The 16,834-nt window shown below is 76.0% G+C and carries 18 protein-coding genes; 11 read left to right on the top strand and 7 right to left on the bottom strand.

Annotation, left to right across the window (positions count from 1 at the left end; all coding sequences use genetic code 11):
* The first annotated feature begins 57 nt into the window (after positions 1-57).
* The 9 genes from MF672_RS37000 to MF672_RS36960 all read left to right on the top strand — a co-directional run bounded on the left by MF672_RS37000 (position 58) and on the right by MF672_RS36960 (position 9,374).
* Complete coding sequence (locus MF672_RS37000; protein WP_242381730.1) at positions 58-2,292, top strand: MMPL family transporter; 2,235 nt, start codon at positions 58-60, stop codon at positions 2,290-2,292.
* A 9-nt stretch (positions 2,293-2,301) separates the two neighbouring features.
* Complete coding sequence (locus MF672_RS36995) at positions 2,302-2,712, top strand: transglutaminase domain-containing protein (RefSeq protein WP_242381731.1); 411 nt, start codon at positions 2,302-2,304, stop codon at positions 2,710-2,712.
* Positions 2,713-2,872: 160 nt separating this feature from the next.
* Complete coding sequence (locus MF672_RS36990; RefSeq protein ID WP_242381732.1) at positions 2,873-3,838, top strand: GlxA family transcriptional regulator; 966 nt, start codon at positions 2,873-2,875, stop codon at positions 3,836-3,838.
* 149 nt (positions 3,839-3,987) lie between these two features.
* On the top strand, positions 3,988-4,137 hold the full coding sequence (locus MF672_RS36985; RefSeq protein ID WP_242381733.1) for a putative ATP-grasp target RiPP: 150 nt from the start codon (positions 3,988-3,990) through the stop codon (positions 4,135-4,137).
* Between the two features lie 90 nt (positions 4,138-4,227).
* Positions 4,228-5,250, top strand: a complete 1,023-nt coding sequence (locus MF672_RS36980) for an MvdC/MvdD family ATP grasp protein (RefSeq protein WP_242381734.1) — start codon at positions 4,228-4,230, stop codon at positions 5,248-5,250.
* Positions 5,247-6,257, top strand: a complete 1,011-nt coding sequence (locus MF672_RS36975) for a TIGR04500 family putative peptide maturation system protein (RefSeq protein WP_242381735.1) — start codon at positions 5,247-5,249, stop codon at positions 6,255-6,257. Before MF672_RS36980 ends, MF672_RS36975 begins: the two co-directional genes overlap by 4 nt.
* Positions 6,242-6,739: a hypothetical protein gene (locus MF672_RS36970; protein ID WP_242381736.1), complete on the top strand. Its 498-nt coding sequence runs from the start codon at positions 6,242-6,244 to the stop codon at positions 6,737-6,739. The genes MF672_RS36975 and MF672_RS36970 overlap by 16 nt, the downstream gene beginning before the upstream one ends.
* Positions 6,736-8,886: a peptidase domain-containing ABC transporter gene (locus tag MF672_RS36965; protein ID WP_242381737.1), complete on the top strand. Its 2,151-nt coding sequence runs from the start codon at positions 6,736-6,738 to the stop codon at positions 8,884-8,886. Before MF672_RS36970 ends, MF672_RS36965 begins: the two co-directional genes overlap by 4 nt.
* Before the next feature lie 128 nt (positions 8,887-9,014).
* Positions 9,015-9,374, top strand: a complete 360-nt coding sequence (locus MF672_RS36960; RefSeq protein ID WP_242381738.1) for a spore germination protein GerW family protein — start codon at positions 9,015-9,017, stop codon at positions 9,372-9,374.
* A gap of 151 nt (positions 9,375-9,525) precedes the next feature.
* On the opposite strand, the gene MF672_RS36955 is transcribed toward MF672_RS36960, so the two are convergent.
* Genes MF672_RS36955 through MF672_RS36945 form a run of 3 tightly spaced genes read right to left on the bottom strand, consistent with a single transcriptional unit; the run spans position 9,526 to position 11,404 of the window.
* Positions 9,526-9,738: a hypothetical protein gene (locus MF672_RS36955; protein WP_242379323.1), complete on the bottom strand. Its 213-nt coding sequence runs from the start codon at positions 9,736-9,738 to the stop codon at positions 9,526-9,528.
* A 26-nt stretch (positions 9,739-9,764) separates the two neighbouring features.
* Positions 9,765-10,388 carry a LysE family translocator gene (locus MF672_RS36950; protein WP_242379324.1) on the bottom strand — a complete coding sequence of 208 codons (624 nt, stop codon included), beginning with the start codon at positions 10,386-10,388 and terminating at the stop codon, positions 9,765-9,767.
* Between the two features lie 44 nt (positions 10,389-10,432).
* Positions 10,433-11,404 (bottom strand): helix-turn-helix transcriptional regulator, encoded by a 972-nt coding sequence (locus tag MF672_RS36945; protein ID WP_242379325.1) that lies wholly within the window; start codon positions 11,402-11,404, stop codon positions 10,433-10,435.
* A 44-nt stretch (positions 11,405-11,448) separates the two neighbouring features.
* Here MF672_RS36945 and MF672_RS36940 point away from each other — a divergent pair, with 44 nt between their 5' ends.
* Together MF672_RS36940 and MF672_RS36935 are read left to right on the top strand one after the other, a co-directional pair.
* A complete protein-coding gene (locus MF672_RS36940) occupies positions 11,449-12,282 on the top strand; it encodes a DeoR/GlpR family DNA-binding transcription regulator (RefSeq protein ID WP_302893338.1) in 834 nt (277 codons plus the stop codon).
* Positions 12,279-13,424: an MFS transporter gene (locus tag MF672_RS36935; RefSeq protein ID WP_242379328.1), complete on the top strand. Its 1,146-nt coding sequence runs from the start codon at positions 12,279-12,281 to the stop codon at positions 13,422-13,424. The genes MF672_RS36940 and MF672_RS36935 overlap by 4 nt, the downstream gene beginning before the upstream one ends.
* An 8-nt stretch (positions 13,425-13,432) precedes the next feature.
* On the opposite strand, the gene MF672_RS36930 is transcribed toward MF672_RS36935, so the two are convergent.
* The 4 genes from MF672_RS36930 to MF672_RS36915 all read right to left on the bottom strand — a co-directional run bounded on the left by MF672_RS36930 (position 13,433) and on the right by MF672_RS36915 (position 16,799).
* Positions 13,433-14,197 carry a sulfite exporter TauE/SafE family protein gene (locus tag MF672_RS36930; protein ID WP_242379329.1) on the bottom strand — a complete coding sequence of 255 codons (765 nt, stop codon included), beginning with the start codon at positions 14,195-14,197 and terminating at the stop codon, positions 13,433-13,435.
* A gap of 75 nt (positions 14,198-14,272) precedes the next feature.
* Positions 14,273-15,532 carry a M20 family metallopeptidase gene (locus tag MF672_RS36925; RefSeq protein ID WP_242379330.1) on the bottom strand — a complete coding sequence of 420 codons (1,260 nt, stop codon included), beginning with the start codon at positions 15,530-15,532 and terminating at the stop codon, positions 14,273-14,275.
* Entirely contained in the window at positions 15,529-15,912 is a 384-nt protein-coding gene (locus MF672_RS36920) for a ketopantoate reductase family protein (protein WP_242379331.1), read from the bottom strand. Before MF672_RS36920 ends, MF672_RS36925 begins: the two co-directional genes overlap by 4 nt.
* Positions 15,909-16,799, bottom strand: a complete 891-nt coding sequence (locus tag MF672_RS36915; RefSeq protein WP_242379332.1) for a polysaccharide deacetylase family protein — start codon at positions 16,797-16,799, stop codon at positions 15,909-15,911. Before MF672_RS36915 ends, MF672_RS36920 begins: the two co-directional genes overlap by 4 nt.
* Between the last annotated feature and the right edge of the window lie 35 nt (positions 16,800-16,834).

Raw genomic sequence — 16,834 nt, 5'->3', positions numbered from 1 at the left:
CTCAATGATTAAGATTGTTTATGATCGAGCTATCTTAGGTGACGGAGAGGTGATGTCGTGAACCCGCGACCGGTCCGCCGGCTCGTCCCCGCGCTGCTCGTCCTGGTCTGGCTCGCCGTGGGCGGCGGTCTCGGGCCCTTCGCGGGCAAGCTCGGCGAGGTGGCCACCAACGACCAGGCGGCGTTCCTGCCCCGGAGCGCCGAGTCGACACGCGTGCTGGAGGTCCAGGAGCGGTTCCGGCAGGGCGAGGCCCAACCGGTGATCGTCGTCTGGACGGCGGGCGGCAGGACCGTCACGGACGCGCAGCGCGCCGCCGCCACCGAGGCCCTGGCCGCGCTGCGCGGCACGCCGCACGTCACCGGCACGCCCTCCCCCGCCCTGCCCTCCGACGACAAGCTGGCGCTGCGGGGCGTCGTCCAGCTCGACCCCGGCCTGCCGGGCGACGAGCTCGGCGACGCCCTCGACCGCGTCGGCGCGGCGGTCGCCGTGGACGGGCTGCGGGCGCAGCTCGCCGGGCCCGCCGCCACCCGGGCCGACCTCGCCGGGGCCTTCGCCGGCATCGACGGGCTGCTGCTCGCGGTGGCGCTCGCGGCGGTGCTGGTGATCCTGCTCGCGGTGTACCGGAGCGTGCTGCTGCCGCTGGTGATCATCCTCGGCGCGGTGTTCGCGCTCGGGCTGGCCTGCGCCGTGGTGTACGTCCTGGCCGGCCACGACGTCGTCCGGGTGGACGGGCAGGTGCAGGGCATCCTGTTCATCCTGGTGATCGGCGCGGCCACGGACTACGCGCTGCTGCTGACCGCCCGCTTCCGCGAGGAGCTGGCGGCGGGCCGCGACCGCTTCGCCGCGGGCCGGGTGGCGCTGCGGCGCTCGGTCGAGCCGATCCTGGCCAGCGCCGCCACCGTCGCCCTGGGGCTGCTGGCGCTGCTGCTCAGCGGCCTGACCAACAACCGGGCGCTCGGGCCGGTGGGGGCGGTCGGCATCGCGTGCGCCGCGCTGAGCGCGCTGACGTTCCTGCCCGCGGTGCTCGTCCTGCTGGGACGCGCCGCGCTCTGGCCCGCCAAGCCCAAGGCGACCGGCGCGGGCCCGGCCGGCGCGGGTGCGGCCGGCGCGGGTGCGGCGGGAACAGGCACGGCGGTGACGGGCACGGCGGGAACGGATGCGGCGGGAACGGGTGCGGGTGGCGCGGCGGTCGGGGTGTGGGGGCGGGTGGCCGGGTGGGTGGACCGGCGGCCGCGCCGCCTGTGGGCGCTCACCGTGCTGCCCCTGGCCGCGCTCGCCCTGTTCGCGCCCAGCCTCGACGCGCGTGGCGTGCCGCTGGAGGAGACGTTCGTGGGCGGCGCGCCGTCGGTGGCCGCCCAGGAGACGCTGGGCCGGCACTTCCCCGGCGGGTCCGGGCAGCCGGCCGTCATCGTCGCCCCGGCGGAGCGGGCCGATGCCGTGGCCGCGGCGGCCCGCCGCGTCGAGGGCGTCGCGGACGCCGCGCCGGTGAGCGCGAGCGGCAGGCCGGGCGACGCCCCGAAGGTGGTGGACGGCCGGGTGCTCGTCGAGGCCACGCTGCGCGACGCCCCGGACGGGGACGCCGCGCAGGACACGGTCGCCCGGCTGCGGGCCGCGTTCGACGCCGGGCAGGGCACGCTGGTCGGCGGCTACAGCGCCCAGCGCTACGACACGACGCGGACCGCCAGGCACGACACGCTGCTCATCGTCCCGGTGGTGCTGGCGATCATCCTGCTCATCCTGGTCGTGCTGCTGCGCTCCCTGGCGATGCCGGTGCTCCTGGTGGCCACGGTGGCGCTGAACTTCCTGGCCACGCTCGGCGTCTCGACGCTGGTCTTCGAGCACGTGCTCGGCTTCACCGGCAGCGACGCGTCGGTCCCCCTGTACGGCTTCGTCTTCCTGGTGGCGCTGGGCGTGGACTACAACATCTTCCTGATGTCGCGGGTCCGCGAGGAGACCGCGCGCCACGGGGCCAGGGAGGGGATGCTGCGCGGCCTGGTCACCACCGGCGGCGTGATCACCTCGGCCGGGGTGGTGCTGGCCGCCACCTTCGCCGCGCTGGTGGTGATCCCGCTGGCCTTCCTCGTGCAGATCGCCTTCATCGTCGCGCTCGGGGTGCTGCTCGACACCCTGGTGGTGCGGTCGCTGCTGGTCCCGGCGCTGGTGCGGGACCTCGGCGGGCGCGCCTGGTGGCCGAGCCGGCTCGGCCGCGAGGCCGCCGCCGGCCGGGAGCGGCCGGAGAAGGTCGCCGCGCTGGCCCGGCCCGGCGAGAAGCGCCGGCCCGGCGGTGACTAGCCTGCCGCCATGACGCCACCTCCGCGTGACGGGCTCGGCCGGCCCGCCGCCACCACCTGGCCGGGGCGGGACGGGCTCGGCGCGACGCCGATCCTCGACCTGGCGCACCCGCGGGTGCTCGCCCTCGCCGCCGACGCCCGCGCCGCCGCCGCGGGACCGGGACGGCACCTGCTGGTCGCGGCCCACCGCCTGGTCGCCGCCCGGGTGCGGCCGGTGTACGCCCTGGAGGAGGGGCAGCCCGCGTCCCGGACGCTGCGGCGGGGGCGCGGCTCGTGCAGCCAGCGGCTCGCGGTGCTGGAGGCGGCGGCCCGCGCCTGCGGGATCCCGACCCGCGTCAGGGGCCTGCTGGTGGCCGGCCGGTTCTGGCACGCCCGCCTGCCGCTGCTGCGCCCGGGACGGCGGCGGGGGCGCGGCCTGTGACCTGTCCGGTCACGTGCTGGCCGACCTCGGCCGGTTCCCCTCGCGGGACGCGCTGTTCCGGGAGCACGGGCAGACGGTGTGCCGCCCGGCCCGGGCCGTGGCGGACCCCGTCCTGAGCCGGTATGCCGCTTCCGGCGCGAAAGGGAACTAGATTCGTCCCATGGACGAGCGGCTGGTCGCGGTCGTCGGCTACGACGGCGCCGAACTGATCGACATCGCCTGCGTCACCACGAGCCTCGGCATGGCGAACAAGTACGGCTGCGCCCGCGTGCCGTACCGTACCCGCCTGCTGACCCCGGGGGGCCGCCCGATCAGCCTGCCCACGGGGCTCGCCCTGCTGGGCGGCCATCCGCTGGAGCGCGCGACGGGCCCGTTCGACACGCTGCTCGTCGCGGGCGGCCTCGGCCACGAGGAGGCCGCCGCCAACCCGCTGATCGTCGCGCACGTGCGGCGGCTGGCGCGCGAGAGCCGCCGCGTCGCCTCCATCTGCACCGGCGCGGGCGTCCTGGCCGCCGCCGGCCTGCTGGACGGCAGGCGCGTCACCACCCACTGGCGTTACGCCGGCGACATGGCGGCCCGCCACCCCGACGTGATCGTCGACCCCGACCCCATCTACATCCGCGACGGCAACCTCATCACCTCGGCGGGCGTCACCAGCGCCCTCGACCTGTCGGTGGCGCTGATCGAGGAGGACCACGGCCCCGACATGGCCCGGCTCGTCGCCCGGCACCTGGTGATCTACCTGCAGCGGCCCGGCAACCAGGCGCAGATGAGCATCTTCACCGCCGCCCCGCCGCCCGGCAACGACGTGGTGCGCGGCCTGGTCGAGCACGTTCACGCCGGTCTGGACGGCGACCTGTCCGCCGCCGCGCTCGCCGCCCACGCGGGGATCAGCGTCCGGCACCTGACCCGGCTGTTCCTGACCCATCTCGGGCGCACGCCCGCGCAGTTCGTCAAGCAGGCCCGTCTGGAGGCCGCCGCGCACCTGCTGGCCGGCACGTCCCTGCCGATGCCGGCCGTCGCGGCGCGCTGCGGCTTCGGCTCGGCCGAGACCCTGCGTCAGGCCTTCACCAGCAGGTACGGCATCGCCCCCTCCCGCTACCGGCAGGCCCACGGGGGCCACTGAAGCCCCGCCTTGCGCCGGGCTTGGAGCCGCGCCGAAGCCGATCACAAGTCTCTTCCAAGTCGCCGTCCCTAACGTTCACCACGACCGGGGGGCTGAACCACCCGGCGACCGACGGGGGCCGCGGGGGACGCGGCCCGGGAGAGTGAGTCATGTCGAAGATCAAGATCGACGATCTGTCGTTCGAGGGGGCCGAGCTGTCGCAGGCCGAGCTGGGCGAGGTGGCCGGCGGCCGGCGCAAGGAGTGGGTCGCAAGCGCCTGGACGCTCGACGACGTGCCCTACGAGTGGTGGCTGATCTGAGACCCGGCGCGAGCCGATAGCTGAACCGCGCGGTGGGACGGCGACGTCCCGCCGCGCTCTCATGAGACGGGACCGGCAGTGATAGTGATCATGAGCGCGCCCGGGGACGGCGCGGCCGAGCGGGTGCTGGCGGCGCTGCTGCGGCGCGGCGCCCGGCGGCTCGGCGACGCCGGGCCCGGCAGCGCGCCCGACGGTGCGCCCGGCGGGCCGGGTGTGCCCGTGCTGTGGTGGGACAACGGCGCCTTCCCCGGCGAGAGCCGGATCACCGCCGAGTTCGCCGGCGGCCGGCGGCGGCTGCTGCTCGACACCGGCACGCACACCGTGGACCTGTCGCGGGTGAGCGCGGTGTGGCGGAGCCGGCCGAGCGGCCCGCGCCCGGCGCCGGAGGTGGCCGAGCCGAGCCACCAGGCGCACGCCAGGCTGCAGGCCGAGGTCATGCTCGACGGCGTGTTCAGCCTGCTCGGGGCGCGCTGGCTGCCCGGCACCCGCGCCGACGAGCTCCGCGCGCACAACAAGGTCCTGCACCTGGCGCGCGCCGCCGAGCTGGGCTTCACCGTGCCGGACACGCTCTTCACCAACGACCCGGCGCGGCTGGCGCCCGCCTACGAGGCCGCGGGCGGGCGGCTGGTGGCCAAGCAGATCGCGGCCGAGCGGTTCCGCGTCGAAGGGGAGCCGCACCGGGCGTACACGACGCTGGTGGAACGCCGGCACCTGACCTCGCGGCACCGGCTGCGGCACGAGCCGGTGATCCTGCAGCCGTACGTGGACAAGGCCGTCGAGCTGCGGGTGATCGTGGTCGGCGAGCAGGTGCTCGCCGCCGAGATCGACGCGTCGGCCTCGGCCGCGGCCAGGCACGACTGGCGGCACTACGACAACGACCGCGTCCGCTACGGCCCGCACGAGCTGCCCGCCGGCGTGGCGCGGCGCTGCGCCCGGCTGGTCGCCGACGTCGGCCTCACCTACGCCGCCCTGGACCTCATCGTCACGCCCGGCGGCGAGTACGTGTTCCTGGAGCTGAACTCCAACGGCGCGTGGGGGTTCGTCGAGCTGTGGGCCGGGCTGCCGGTCAGCGACGCGATCGCGGCCTGGCTGATGGACGGAGGAAGACCGTGACCGCAAGCGTGTTCGCGCAGGCCCTGGAGTCGGGGGTGGAGCTGCTGCGCTCACTGCCCCGCCGGCGCTCGGCCGTGCCCGCCGCCCGCGCGGCGGCCCGGGACTGGGCGGCGCGCCATCCGGGGGTCGGTGCGCAGCTCGTCGTGGACGAGCGTCCCGGCACGCCGGTGGTGGACTACGACCTGCTGTTCGACCATCCGGGCGGCGGCACGGTCGCGGTGACCGCGCCGGCCGAGGACGGGGTGCCGTGGCTGGTCGACCATTCGACGCACTGGGCGGCCGGGCACCTGGTCAGCGTGGACGGCGTGCACGTGTCGGTGTCGCAGGCGCTGACCATGTTGCGGACGTTGTCGAAGGGCGGCGGGTCGCCGTACCAGGAGATCGTGGACCAGTGCCTGCTGGCCGCGGCCCTGGAGGAGGCGGGCGACGACGCCACGCCGCCGACGGCGGCGGAGCTGCAGGCCACGGCGGACGAGTTCCGGCGGGGCCGCGGGCTGCACGACCGGGCGGCCACGCTCGCCTGGATGACGGCGGCGGGCCTGTCGGGCGAGCAGTTCGAGTCCTACATCGGCGCGATCGCGCGGCGGCGGCGGTTCCGGCTGGGCAAGGAGGCCGAGCTGGCGCCGGCGTACCTGGCGGCGCACCTGGCGGACTTCGCGCGGGTGCGGGCGGTGTGGGTCACCGGCCCTGAGCGGGTGGTCGCGGGCACGCCCGGCGAGCTGCTGGGCGGGGCGGCGGCGCACGGGGAGGCAGCGTACGGGGAGGCCGTGGTGACGGTCGGGACGCGGTGGGAGCACGAGCTGCCCGAGATGTTGCGCGGCGCGGCGGCCGGGGACGTCGTGGGGCCGGCGTCGGCGCCGGGCGGCGGCTTCCTGACGGGGGCCGTGCTGTCCAGGACGGAGGCCGTGGCCGACGCCGGGACGCTGGCCGAGGCGGGGCGGGCGGCGTTCGGGGCGTGGCTGGCGGAGCGGCGGGCGGCCGCCGAGGTGGAATGGCACCGCTCGTGAACGACCCCTACGACCAGACCAGCCCGCATGACCAGATCCGCAGGTACGACCAGACCCGCCCGTACAACCCCGCCCGTCCGCACGACCAGGCCCGCCCTCCCGACCAGACCCGCGAGTCCAGGCAGGCCCGGACCGAGGCCGGTCCGTATGGGCCGACGCGACCGCTCCCCCGCCCCCGTCACACCGCCCCACCCCCGCCCGAGAACCCGGCCCGCCCTTCGGGACCAGAGCGGGATGCGGGGCCGGAGCGGGTTGCGGGGCCGGAGCGGGCTGCGGGGCCGGGGCGGGCTGCGGGGCCGGGGCGGGGGATCTATCGGGAGCAGGCGTTGCGCAGCCGGGCCGCGGCCCGGGAGCCCGCCCGCGTCCCGCTGGTGATCCGCGGCCCGTCGTTCCTGGTGTTGTGGCTGGTCGTGATGGCGATCCTCGCCGCGGCGCTCGTCGTGACCTCGCTGGCCCTGCGCGCCGCCGGGGCCGCCGCGTGATCCGCCGCCTGCCCGTCATCCTGCAGAACGCCGTCACCGAGTGCGGCGCCGCCTGCCTGGCGATGGTGCTGTGCCACCACGGCCGCCGCACCACCCTGCACCAGGTCTCCGAACGCCTCCAGGTCGGCAGGGACGGCCTGAGCGCCAAGGCCGTCGTGGACGGCGCCCGCGAGCACGGCCTGAAGGCCCGCGCCTTCTCCCTGGCGCCCGAGGACCTGGCCCGGGTGCCGCTGCCGGCCGTCGCGCACTGGGAGTTCAACCACTTCGTGGTGGTGGAGCGCTGGTCCCCGGACCGCGTGGACGTGGTCGACCCGGCCGAGGGCCGCCGCCGGCTGACCGCCGAGGAGTTCGGCGCCGGGTTCACCGGCGTGCTGCTGGTGTTCGAGCCGGGCGAGGGCTTCGAGCGGGGTTCGACGTCGATGGCGAGCGCGTGGCGCAGGGAGTTCGTGCGCACGTTGTTCCGGCGGCGCAAGGGGCTGCTGGCGCAGATCGTGGCCGCCTCGCTGCTGCTGCAGCTGCTCGGGCTGGCGCTGCCGATGTTCTCGCAGCTGCTGCTGGACCGGATCGTGCCGTCGCGGGGCGTCGAGGTGCTGTCGCTGCTGGGCGGTGCGGTGCTGCTGGCGGGCGCGGCCCAGCTCGTGATCGGGTACCTGCGGAGCGCGCTGCTGGTGGCGGTGCGGGCGCGGGCCGACCAGGAGCTGACCGAGGGGGTGGTGAAGCATCTGGTGGCGCTGCCGTACCGGTACTTCACGCTGCGCGGCAAGGGGGACCTGGTGACGCGGGCGGCCAGCGTCTCGCAGCTCGGCGGCATCCTGACCGGCCAGGTCGTGTCGGCGTTGCTGGACGGGCCGCTCGCCGTCGGCTACCTGGTGCTGGTCTACGCGTGGGACCCGGTCTTCGGGCTGGCGCTGACGGGTGTGGCCGCGGCGCAGACGGCGCTGATGCTGGGCACCGCCCGGCGGGTCGCCGCGCTCACCCGGCAGGAGCTGAACGCGTTGTCGGCGTCCCAGGGCAGCCTCATCCAGACGATCAACGGGATCGAGACGCTGAAGGCGTCGGGCGCCGAGCGGCGGGCCGTCGAGCAGTGGTCGGCGCACTTCGGCAGGCAGCTCGCCGCGGACGTGCGCACCGGGCTCACCCAGGGGCTGCTGGAGGCGTCGCTGGGCGCGATCCGGGTGATGGCGCCGCTCGGGCTGCTGTGGCTGGGCGCCTGGCGGGTGCTCGACGGGCAGCTCACGGCGGGCGCGCTCATCGCGCTGAACGCCATCGCGCTGGCCGCGCTGACGCCGCTGGGCTCGTTGATGACGGGGCTGCAGAGCCTGCAGCAGGCCGGCGCGCACTTCGACCGGTTGTCGGACATCCTGGCCTCCGAGCCCGAGCCGAGCGAGGGCATCGAGGTGCTGCGGCTGCGCGGCGCGATCGAGCTGCGCGGCGTCAGCTTCCGGCACGACCCGCGCGGCCCCTGGACGGTGCGGGACGTGTCGGTGCGCATCGGCCCGGGCCGCAAGGTGGCGCTGGTGGGGGCGTCCGGGTCGGGCAAGACGACGCTCGCCAGGCTGCTGCTGGCGCTGCACACGCCGGTGGAGGGCGAGATCCGCTACGACGGCGTCCCGGCCGGTGAGCTGAACCTGCGGACGCTGCGCCGCCAGTTCGGCGTGGTCACCCAGGACCCGTCCCTGTTCAGCGGCACGATCAGGGAGAACATCGCGCTGAACGACCCGGCCGCGCCGCTGGAGCGGGTGGTGGCCGCGGCCCGGCTGGCCGAGCTGCACGAGGAGGTGATGGCGATGCCGATGGGCTACGAGACGATGCTGACCGACGGCGGCGGCCTGTCCGGCGGGCAGCGCCAGCGCCTGGCCCTGGCCCGCGCGGTGCTGCCCCGGCCCAAGGTGCTGCTGCTGGACGAGGCCACCAGCAACCTCGACGGCGCCACCGAGGCCGCCATCGAGGCGAACCTCTCCCGCCTGGCGCAGACCAGGATCGTCATCGCGCACCGCCTGAGCACGGTCCGCGACGCGGACCTCATCCTGGTGGTCGACGAGGGCCGCGTGGTGGAGCGCGGCACCCACGAGGAGCTGCTGGCGCTGCGCGGCAGGTACGCGCGCCTGATCGCCGCGCAGACCGCCGGCGCGGGCCGCGCGAGCTGACCTGGGCGCCCGCACGCCGGCGAGGGCACGACGAGGGCGCGACGAGGGCACAGCGAGGGCACGCGGGACCTTCGCCCCTACCCCCGGCCCGGTCCGGCCGCCCACGATGTGGTCGGGAAGGAGCTGTGATGGACATCGACGTGAGCGGCACGGTCAAGGACGTCGCGACGGTGCGGCGGGTCTTCGGCGAGCCGACCGTGCAGGACGGCGTCACCGTGATCCCCGTCGCCCGGATCGGCGGCGGTGGCGGCGCGGGCAGCGGCAAGCAGGAGGGCGAGCGGCCCGGTGAGGGCGCCGGCGGCGGGTTCGGGCTCGGCGCGAGCCCGGCGGGCGTGTACGTCATCAAGGACGGCGACGTGCGCTGGCGGCCGGCCGTCGACATCAACAAGATCATCGCTGGTGGGCAGGTCGTCGCGGTGGTGGCCCTGCTGACCGTGCGGGCCGTGGCCCGCATGCGCTTGGCCGCCCGCGGCCGCAGGCGTCACTGACCCGGCCCGTCGGGGCCCGCGTCCCGGCGGGCTCGTGCCCGGCGAGGCCCGCGTTCCGGCGGGCTCGCCCGGCGAGGCCCGCGTTCCGGCGGGCTCGCGTCCCGGCGGGCCCACGGGGCTCGCCGGGACGCCGCCGTGACCGCGGGGCGGGTCAGCGGCGGCCGTACTTCTTGTGGACGGCCTGCTTGCTGACGCCGATCGCGTCGGCGATCTGCGCCCAGGCGAGCCCGGCCACCCGCGCGCGCCGCACCTGGACCGCCTCCAGGCGCTCGATCTCGCGGCGCAGCGCGGTGGTGGCGTGCAGGGCCAGCAGGGGGTCGTCGTCCTGCGCCTGCCGCATCAGGCTCGCGAGATCGTTCGTCATGCCCCAACGGTAATCCAGCCCGGTCGTCACCGGGACTCCACCACCAGGCGCACCCCCAGCCCGATAAGCACCACGCCGGAGACCTGCTCCAGCCGGCGGCGCACGGCGGGCCGGCCGAGCCAGTCCTTCGCCTTGGCGACGGCCCAGATGAGCAGGGCGTACCAGAGCAGGTCGATGAGCACCCACACCACGGCCAGGGTGACGAGCGTGGCGGGCACGTCCTGCCCGGCGGGGACGAACTGCGGCAGGAACGACATCGCGAACACCGCCGCCTTGGGGTTGGCCAGGCACGTGCCGACCCCGGCCAGGTAGGCGGCCCGGTCACTCGGGGCGGCTGCGGGCTCGGGGACGCCGTCCGCCGCGCGGCCGGCCTTGCGGGCCTGCCACAGCGACTGGGCGCCCATCACGACCAGCACGACAGCGCCCACGACGCGCATCACGTCGTAGGCGAGCTGGGAGGCCACCAGCAGGGCCGACAGCCCGAACGCGGCGGCCAGGCCCCACAGCAGGATGCCGGTCTCGTTGCCGAGCGTGGCGGCCAGCCCGCCGCGGCGGCCGGAGCGGAGGGTCTGGCGCAGGATGATGGCGGTGCTGACGCCCGGGACCATGGCGATCAGGACGCACGCGCCGGCGAAGGCGAGAAGGTACATGGCGGGCATCGTGGCAGAGCGGGGCCGTCCGCCGCCTCCGGTTTTCAGGTGTAGAGCTTGGCCAGCTCGGCGACGGCCTCGCGCATGAGGGCGCGCAGCTCGGGCGGCTCCAGCACCTCGACGTCGGCGCCCATGCGCAGCAGCAGCCAGCGGGCGTGCGTGATCGACTCCACCGGCAGGGTGAGCGTGCGCCAGCCCTCGGGGTCGGGCGGCCCGGCGGCGGCGACGGCGGCCTCCACGACGTCCTTCCCCACCGTGTACGCCAGCAGGTCCTCCCGGCCGGGCGCGAGCTTGACCACGCACTCGGCGGTGTACATCCGCTCGCGGAACTCGGTGGCGTAGGCCTGCCAGAAGGCGGCCAGGTCGAAGTCCGCCGGCCGGGGGAAGCGGCCGGGCAGCGTCTCGGCGGTCAGCACGCGCGCCACCCGGTAGGTGCGGGGCGCGCCGTCGGGCGGCGCGGCCACCAGGTACCAGGAGCCGCCCTTGAGCACCAGCCCGTACGGGTGCACCACCCGCTCGACCACCTGCTGCCCCCACCGCCGGTAGGTCATGTGGAGGGGCCGCTGCTCCCACACCGCCTCGGCGACCTCGGTGAGGTGGGGCACGTCGTCGCCGGAGCGGTACCAGCCGGGCACGTCCAGCAGGAAGCGCTCGCGCATGCGCGAGGCGTGCGAGCGCGGCTCGGGCGGCAGCGCGGCCAGCAGCTTCAGCTCGGCGGTGGCGGCGACCTCGGCGAGCCCCAGCTCGGCGGCCGGTCCGGGCAGGCCGGCCAGGAACAGCGAGGACGCCTCCTCGGCGGTGAGCCCGGTGAGCCGGGTGCGGTAGCCGTCCAGGAGCTGGTAGCCGCCGGTTGGGCCGCGGTCGGCGTAGACCGGCACGCCGGCCGCCGACAGCGCCTCGACGTCGCGGTAGACGGTGCGGACCGACACCTCCAGCTCGGCGGCCAGCTCGGGCGCGGTCATGCGGCCCCGCGTCTGCAGGAGCAGGAGCAGGGAGAGCAACCGGCTGGCACGCATGACCCCCATTGTATTGCGCACATACGTCGTGTTTGTATGAACATATGGATCGTTTGCATGCCATCATGAGCGCGTTAAGGACCCACGACAGCGTCTCGGTCGCCGAGCTGGCCGCCGAGCACGGCGTGTCGGAGATGACGATCAGGCGCGACCTCGACGAGCTGGCCCAGCAGGGCGTGGTGCGCCGGGTCAGGGGCGGCGCGCTGTCGCTGCTGCTGCGCGGCGAGGAGCCGCCGTTCGGCGTGCGGGAGCGGGAGGCGGTCGAGGCCAAGCGGCTCATCGGCGCCGAGGTGGCCGGGCTGATCGCCGACGGCGAGGCCGTGGTGCTGGACGGCGGCACGACCGCGCTGGAGGTGGCCCGCGCCCTCACCGCCCGCCGGCTGACCGTGCTGCCGCTGGCGCTGCAGGCGGTGGCGCTGCTGGCGCACGCGCCCCGGGTGCGGCTGGTGCTGCCCGGCGGCGAGGTGCGCTCCGGCGAGCTGAACGTCATGGGCCCGCTCGCCGAGAGCTCGCTGCGGGCGCTGCGCTTCGACACGGCGGTGATCGGCTGCTGCGGTCTGTCGGCCGAGCACGGCCTGACCGCGCACGACCTGCCGGAGGTGGCGATCAAGCAGGCCGCGATCGCCTCCGCGCGGCGGGTGGTCGTGGTGTGCGACTCGGGCAAGTTCGCGCGCACGGCGTTCGGCGCGGTGTGCCCGATCGGGCGGCTGGACGTGGTGGTGACCGACTCCGGCATCCCGCGCGAGGAGCGCGACGCGCTGGTGGCGGCCGGCGTCACCGTGCGCGAGGTGCCATCGGGCGAGACACCGTCAGGCGAGACGCCGCCAGGCGGGGCGCACGGGGGCGGGGCGTCCAGGGGTGGGGAGCGGCTCGCGTGAGGCGCGAGCGCACGGCCGTCCACCTGCTGTTCTTCCTGGCCGGCGCGGCCGTCGGGACGTGGACCGCGCGCATCCCCGCCGTCAAGGAGCGGCTCGGCCTCGGCGAGGGCCAGTTCAGCCTGGCGCTGCTGGCCATCGCCGCCGGGGCGGTGATCGGGATGACGGCGGTCGGGCGGCTGGTGGACCGGCACGGCAGCTACCGGGTGATGATCCCCGCGGCCCTGGTGCAGGGGCTCGCGCTGGTCCCCGCCGCCTACGCGGGGAGCCTGCCCGCGCTGGCCGGGTCGCTGCTGGTGTTCGGGGTCGCGCACGGCGTCCTGGACGTGGCCATGAACGCCAACGCGGTCGCCGTCGAGCGGGCGCACGGCCGGCCGGTCATGTCGTCGTTCCACGCGGTGTTCAGCATCGGCGGCTTCGCCGGGTCGGGCCTCGGCGGGCTGTCGGCGCACGCGGGGCTGTCGCCGGCGACGACGTTCTGGGCGGCCGGGACGGTCATCGCGGCGCTGGCGCTGTGGGCGGCCCGGTGGGCGCTGCGCCCGCCGCCGGAGCCGGAGGCGGGGCGTCCCGGCCGGGGCGGGCTGCCGAAGGGGACGTTGTTCCTCGGCGTGCTGGCGTTCTGCTGCCTGGTGGGCGAGGGGGCGGCGGCCGACTGGAGCTCGGTGTACCTGCGCGAGGACCTGGGCGCGGCGCCGGGGTTCGCGGCGGCCGGGTACGCGGCGTTCTCGATCATGATGACGGCGGGGCGGCTCGCCGGCGACCGGCTGGCGGCCCGGTTCGGCGCGGTGCCGCTGGTGCGCTGCTGCGGGCTGCTGGCCGCCGCCGGGCTGGGGCTGGCGCTGCTGGCCGGGCATCCGGTGGCGGGCGTGGCCGGGTTCGGGTGCTTCGGGGCGGGCCTGTCGTGCATCGTGCCGCAGGTGTTCTCGGCCGCCGGGCGGCGCGACCCGGCGTTCGCGGGGCGGGCGCTGGCGCGCGTCGCCTCGATCGGGTACCTGGGGTTCCTGTCGGGGCCGGTGCTCATCGGCGCGGCCGGGGAGCTGGCCGGGCTGCCGCGGGCGCTGGCCGTCCCGGCGGTGCTGGCCGCGTTCGTGGCGCTGGCCGCCACCGCCCTGCGCCCGCGCGCCGGCGAGCCGGTCCGCGGGTGACCTCCGGGTCAGCCGGCGAACTGCTGCCAGCCCAGCCTGGCCACCAGGGCGACCACCACGCACAACAGCACGATCCGGACGAACGCCGCGCCCCGCTTGAGCGCCATCCGCGCGCCGAGCTGGGCGCCGGCGATGTTGCACACCGCCATGCCGAGCCCGAGCCCCCACTGCAGGTGCCCCTGCGCGCCGAAGACCAGCAGCGCGCCGACGTTCGTCCCCACGTTGATGATCTTCGCCGAGGCGGAGGCCGAGACGAAGTCCAGCCCGAGGATGGTGGTGAAGGCGATGATGAGGAACGTTCCCGTCCCCGGCCCCATGACGCCGTCGTAGAAGGCGATGCCGACCCCGGCCACCGCGACGGCGGCCACCACCCGCCGCCCGGTCCGGAGCTGCGGCTGCGGCACCGCCCCGAGCGACGGCCGCAGCGTCACGAACGCCGCCACCCCGAGCAGCACCACCATCACGGCCGGCCGCAGCACCTCGGTGGAGATCGCGGCGGCCGCGGCGGCGCCGAGGCCCGCGCTCAGCACCGCGAGCCCGGCGCCCGGCAGCGCCACCTGCCGGTCGAACTTGGCCGAGCGGGCGTAGGCCACGGCCGCCGAGGCGGTCCCGAACACCGACGACAGCTTGTTCGTGCCCATCGCCTCGACGGTCGGCAGCCCCGTCATCATGAGGGCGGGGAGCTGGACCAGCCCGCCGCCACCCACGACGGCGTCGATCCAGCCGGCGCCCGCCGCCGCGGCCAGCAACACCAGGACCTGCTCCAGCGGCACGCGCCACTCCCCCGATTTCCCCCAAGAAACCTCAGAAGTGTACAAGTGCCTCTCAGGTCGCCCGGCGGCGGGTGCTCAGGGTCCCGTCAGCGCGTTGAGCAGGGCCGCCGTCAGAGCGGAGCGTTCCACCATGCCGCGCACGCTGACGTGCTCGTGCCGGGCGTGCGCCCCGGCGCCCACCGCGCCGAGGCCGTCCAGGACGGGCAGGCCGAGCGCGGCGGCGAAGTTGCCGTCGCTGGCCCCGCCCACCGAGCACTCCTCCAGCTCCACGCCGAGGCCGGCGGCCACGTCGCGGGCCAGCGCGAACAGCCGGGCGGTGCCGGGCCCGCGCTCCATGACCGGCCGGTTCCAGCCGCCCCGCACCTCGATGGCGGCCCGCTCGTCGTGCGGCCGCAGCGCGGCGAGGGCGGCGGCGATCCGGTCGGCCTCGGCCTGGCTCGCCACCCGGACGTCCACCTCGGCGTGGGCCGCGCCGGCGACGACGTTGGAGCCCGTGCCGCCGCGGACCACGCCGACGTTGAGCGTGGTGCCGGCCGCCGGGTCGGCGAGGTCGTGCAGGTGGCGCACGGCCCGGGCCAGCTCGTCGATGGCGCTGGCGCCCTTGGCCGGTTCGAGGCCGGCGTGCGCCTCGACGCCGGTGATGGCGACCTGGAAGATGCCGACGCCCTTGCGGGCGGTCTTCAGCGCGCCGTCCGCGCTGGCCTCGAAGACCAGCACCGCCGCCGAGCTCTCGGCCGCCTCCTCGATGAGCGGGCGCGACAGCGGGCTGCCGATCTCCTCGTCGCCGTTGAGCAGCAGCCGCAGCGGCGGGCGCGGCAGCCCGGCGGCCTCCAGCGCGCGCACCGCCCACACGAGCTGGACCAGCCCGGCCTTCATGTCGAAGACGCCGGGGCCGGTGGCGAGGTCGCCGTCCACGGTGAACGGCCAGGCGGCCAGCGTCCCCGCGGGCCAGACGGTGTCGTAGTGGGCCAGCAGCAGCACCGGCACCTCGCCGAGGCCCGCGTAGTCGTTGAGCCGGACGTCGCCGTAGACGGCGGGCTCGCCGCGCCCGCCGGCCTCGCCGCGCGTGCCGCCGTCCACCAGGCGGGTCGCGGCGGGCGGCCCCAGCCGGGCCGCCAGCCAGCCGTCCAGCCACTTCAGGGCCGCGTCCAGCAGAGTCCTGTCGTTGCTGGGCGTCTCCAGCGAGACGTACGCGGCCAGGTCGGCCAGCATCTCCTCGCGATGCCGGCCGAGCCAGGCGTGCAACTCCCCGGCGACGCCGCCCCGGCCGCCGCCCGCCCGGTTGCTCGCGTCGTCCGCCGCCCCGTTCTGCCCTGTCTCGTCCTGTGTCGTCATCGGGCGCCCTCCAGCGCGGCGAGGTGCTCCTCGCTCATCGGCGCGCGTCCGGCCTCGACGTCGGCCAGGCGGGCGAGCACGCCGCGCAGCAGCGGCGTGTCCACCTGCCGGGCCTCGGCCTCGGCGAGGACGGCGCGGTAGTGGTCGTGAACCTCGACGGGACGGTGGCGGACGGCGATGTCGCGCCAGATGCCGCTGCGGTCCTTCGGCTGCGTGCGCAGCCATGCCGTCAGACGGTCCGTCGCCTCTTCACGTACCCGCTCAGCGGCTTCGGAAAGATCGGCGCGCCCGGGAACGTACGCGGCGGGCTCGAAGGCGTCGAACGGCTCCAGCCGCAGCCCCATCCGCCCGGCCACCGCGGGGGTCGCGGCGGTGATCATGGGGCGTGCTCCCTGACGTACTCGGCGACCTGGGCGTGGGTGGCGTACCAGACGCCCTGGTGGCCGGCGATGTGGTCGAGCAGCTCCGACAGGGCCGTCATGCGCGAGCGGTGGCCGATGACGTGGGGGTGCAGGGTGAGCTGGAACAGCCCGCCCTCGGCGTAGGCGGCGTCGAACTCGTCGCGCCAGATCCCGGCGACCTCGCGCGGCGGCGTGTACGGCCGCACCGCGGTGTAACGGTCCATCGTCAGGTAGGGGGCGTCGTCCCTGATCCACTCCACGGGGATCTCCACGATGCCGGTCGGCTCGCCGTCGGCGAGCAGCTCGTACGGCTCGTCGTCGGCCATCAGCGAGGAGTCGTAGCTGAGGCCGAGCTCGCGGGTGATGGCCAGGGTGTGGTCGGAGAAGTCCCACGACGGGGTGCGGATCCCGGCCGGGCGGCTGCCGGACAGCTTCTCCAGCGTGTCGGCGGCGCGCAGCGCCAGCTCGCGCTCGTCGGCGGGGGTGAGCAGCATGTTGCGCTCGTGGATCCAGCCGTGCATGGCGACCTCGTGGCCGGCGGCGACGTAGTCGCGCACCTCGCCGGGGTGCAGCAGGGCGGAGACGGCCGGCATGAAGAACGAGGCGGGGACGCCGTGCCGCTCCAGCAGGCGCAGCACGCGCGGGGCGCCGACGCGGGAGCCGTACTCGCCCTGGGAGAGCTTGCCCGGCCGGGTCTCGCCGTCGCGGAGGGGGATGGTCTCGTGGTCGGAGTCGAAGGACAGGGCGACGGCGGCGCGGGCGCCGCCCGGCCAGGACGCGGGGCGCAGGCTGCGGCCGGCGCGCACCCGGGCGACGTGGCCGCGCCAGGTCCGCTCGTCCCACTGCCAGGGCTGCTGTTCGGTCATGAGGGCTTCTCCGTCGGGGTTCGGGCGGCGGGCGT

This window comes from Actinomadura luzonensis (genome assembly GCF_022664455.2).
Lineage (GTDB): Bacteria > Actinomycetota > Actinomycetes > Streptosporangiales > Streptosporangiaceae > Nonomuraea > Nonomuraea luzonensis.
The sequence above is the reverse complement of the archived record's forward strand: the minus strand, read 5'-3'. Positions and strand labels throughout refer to the sequence as shown.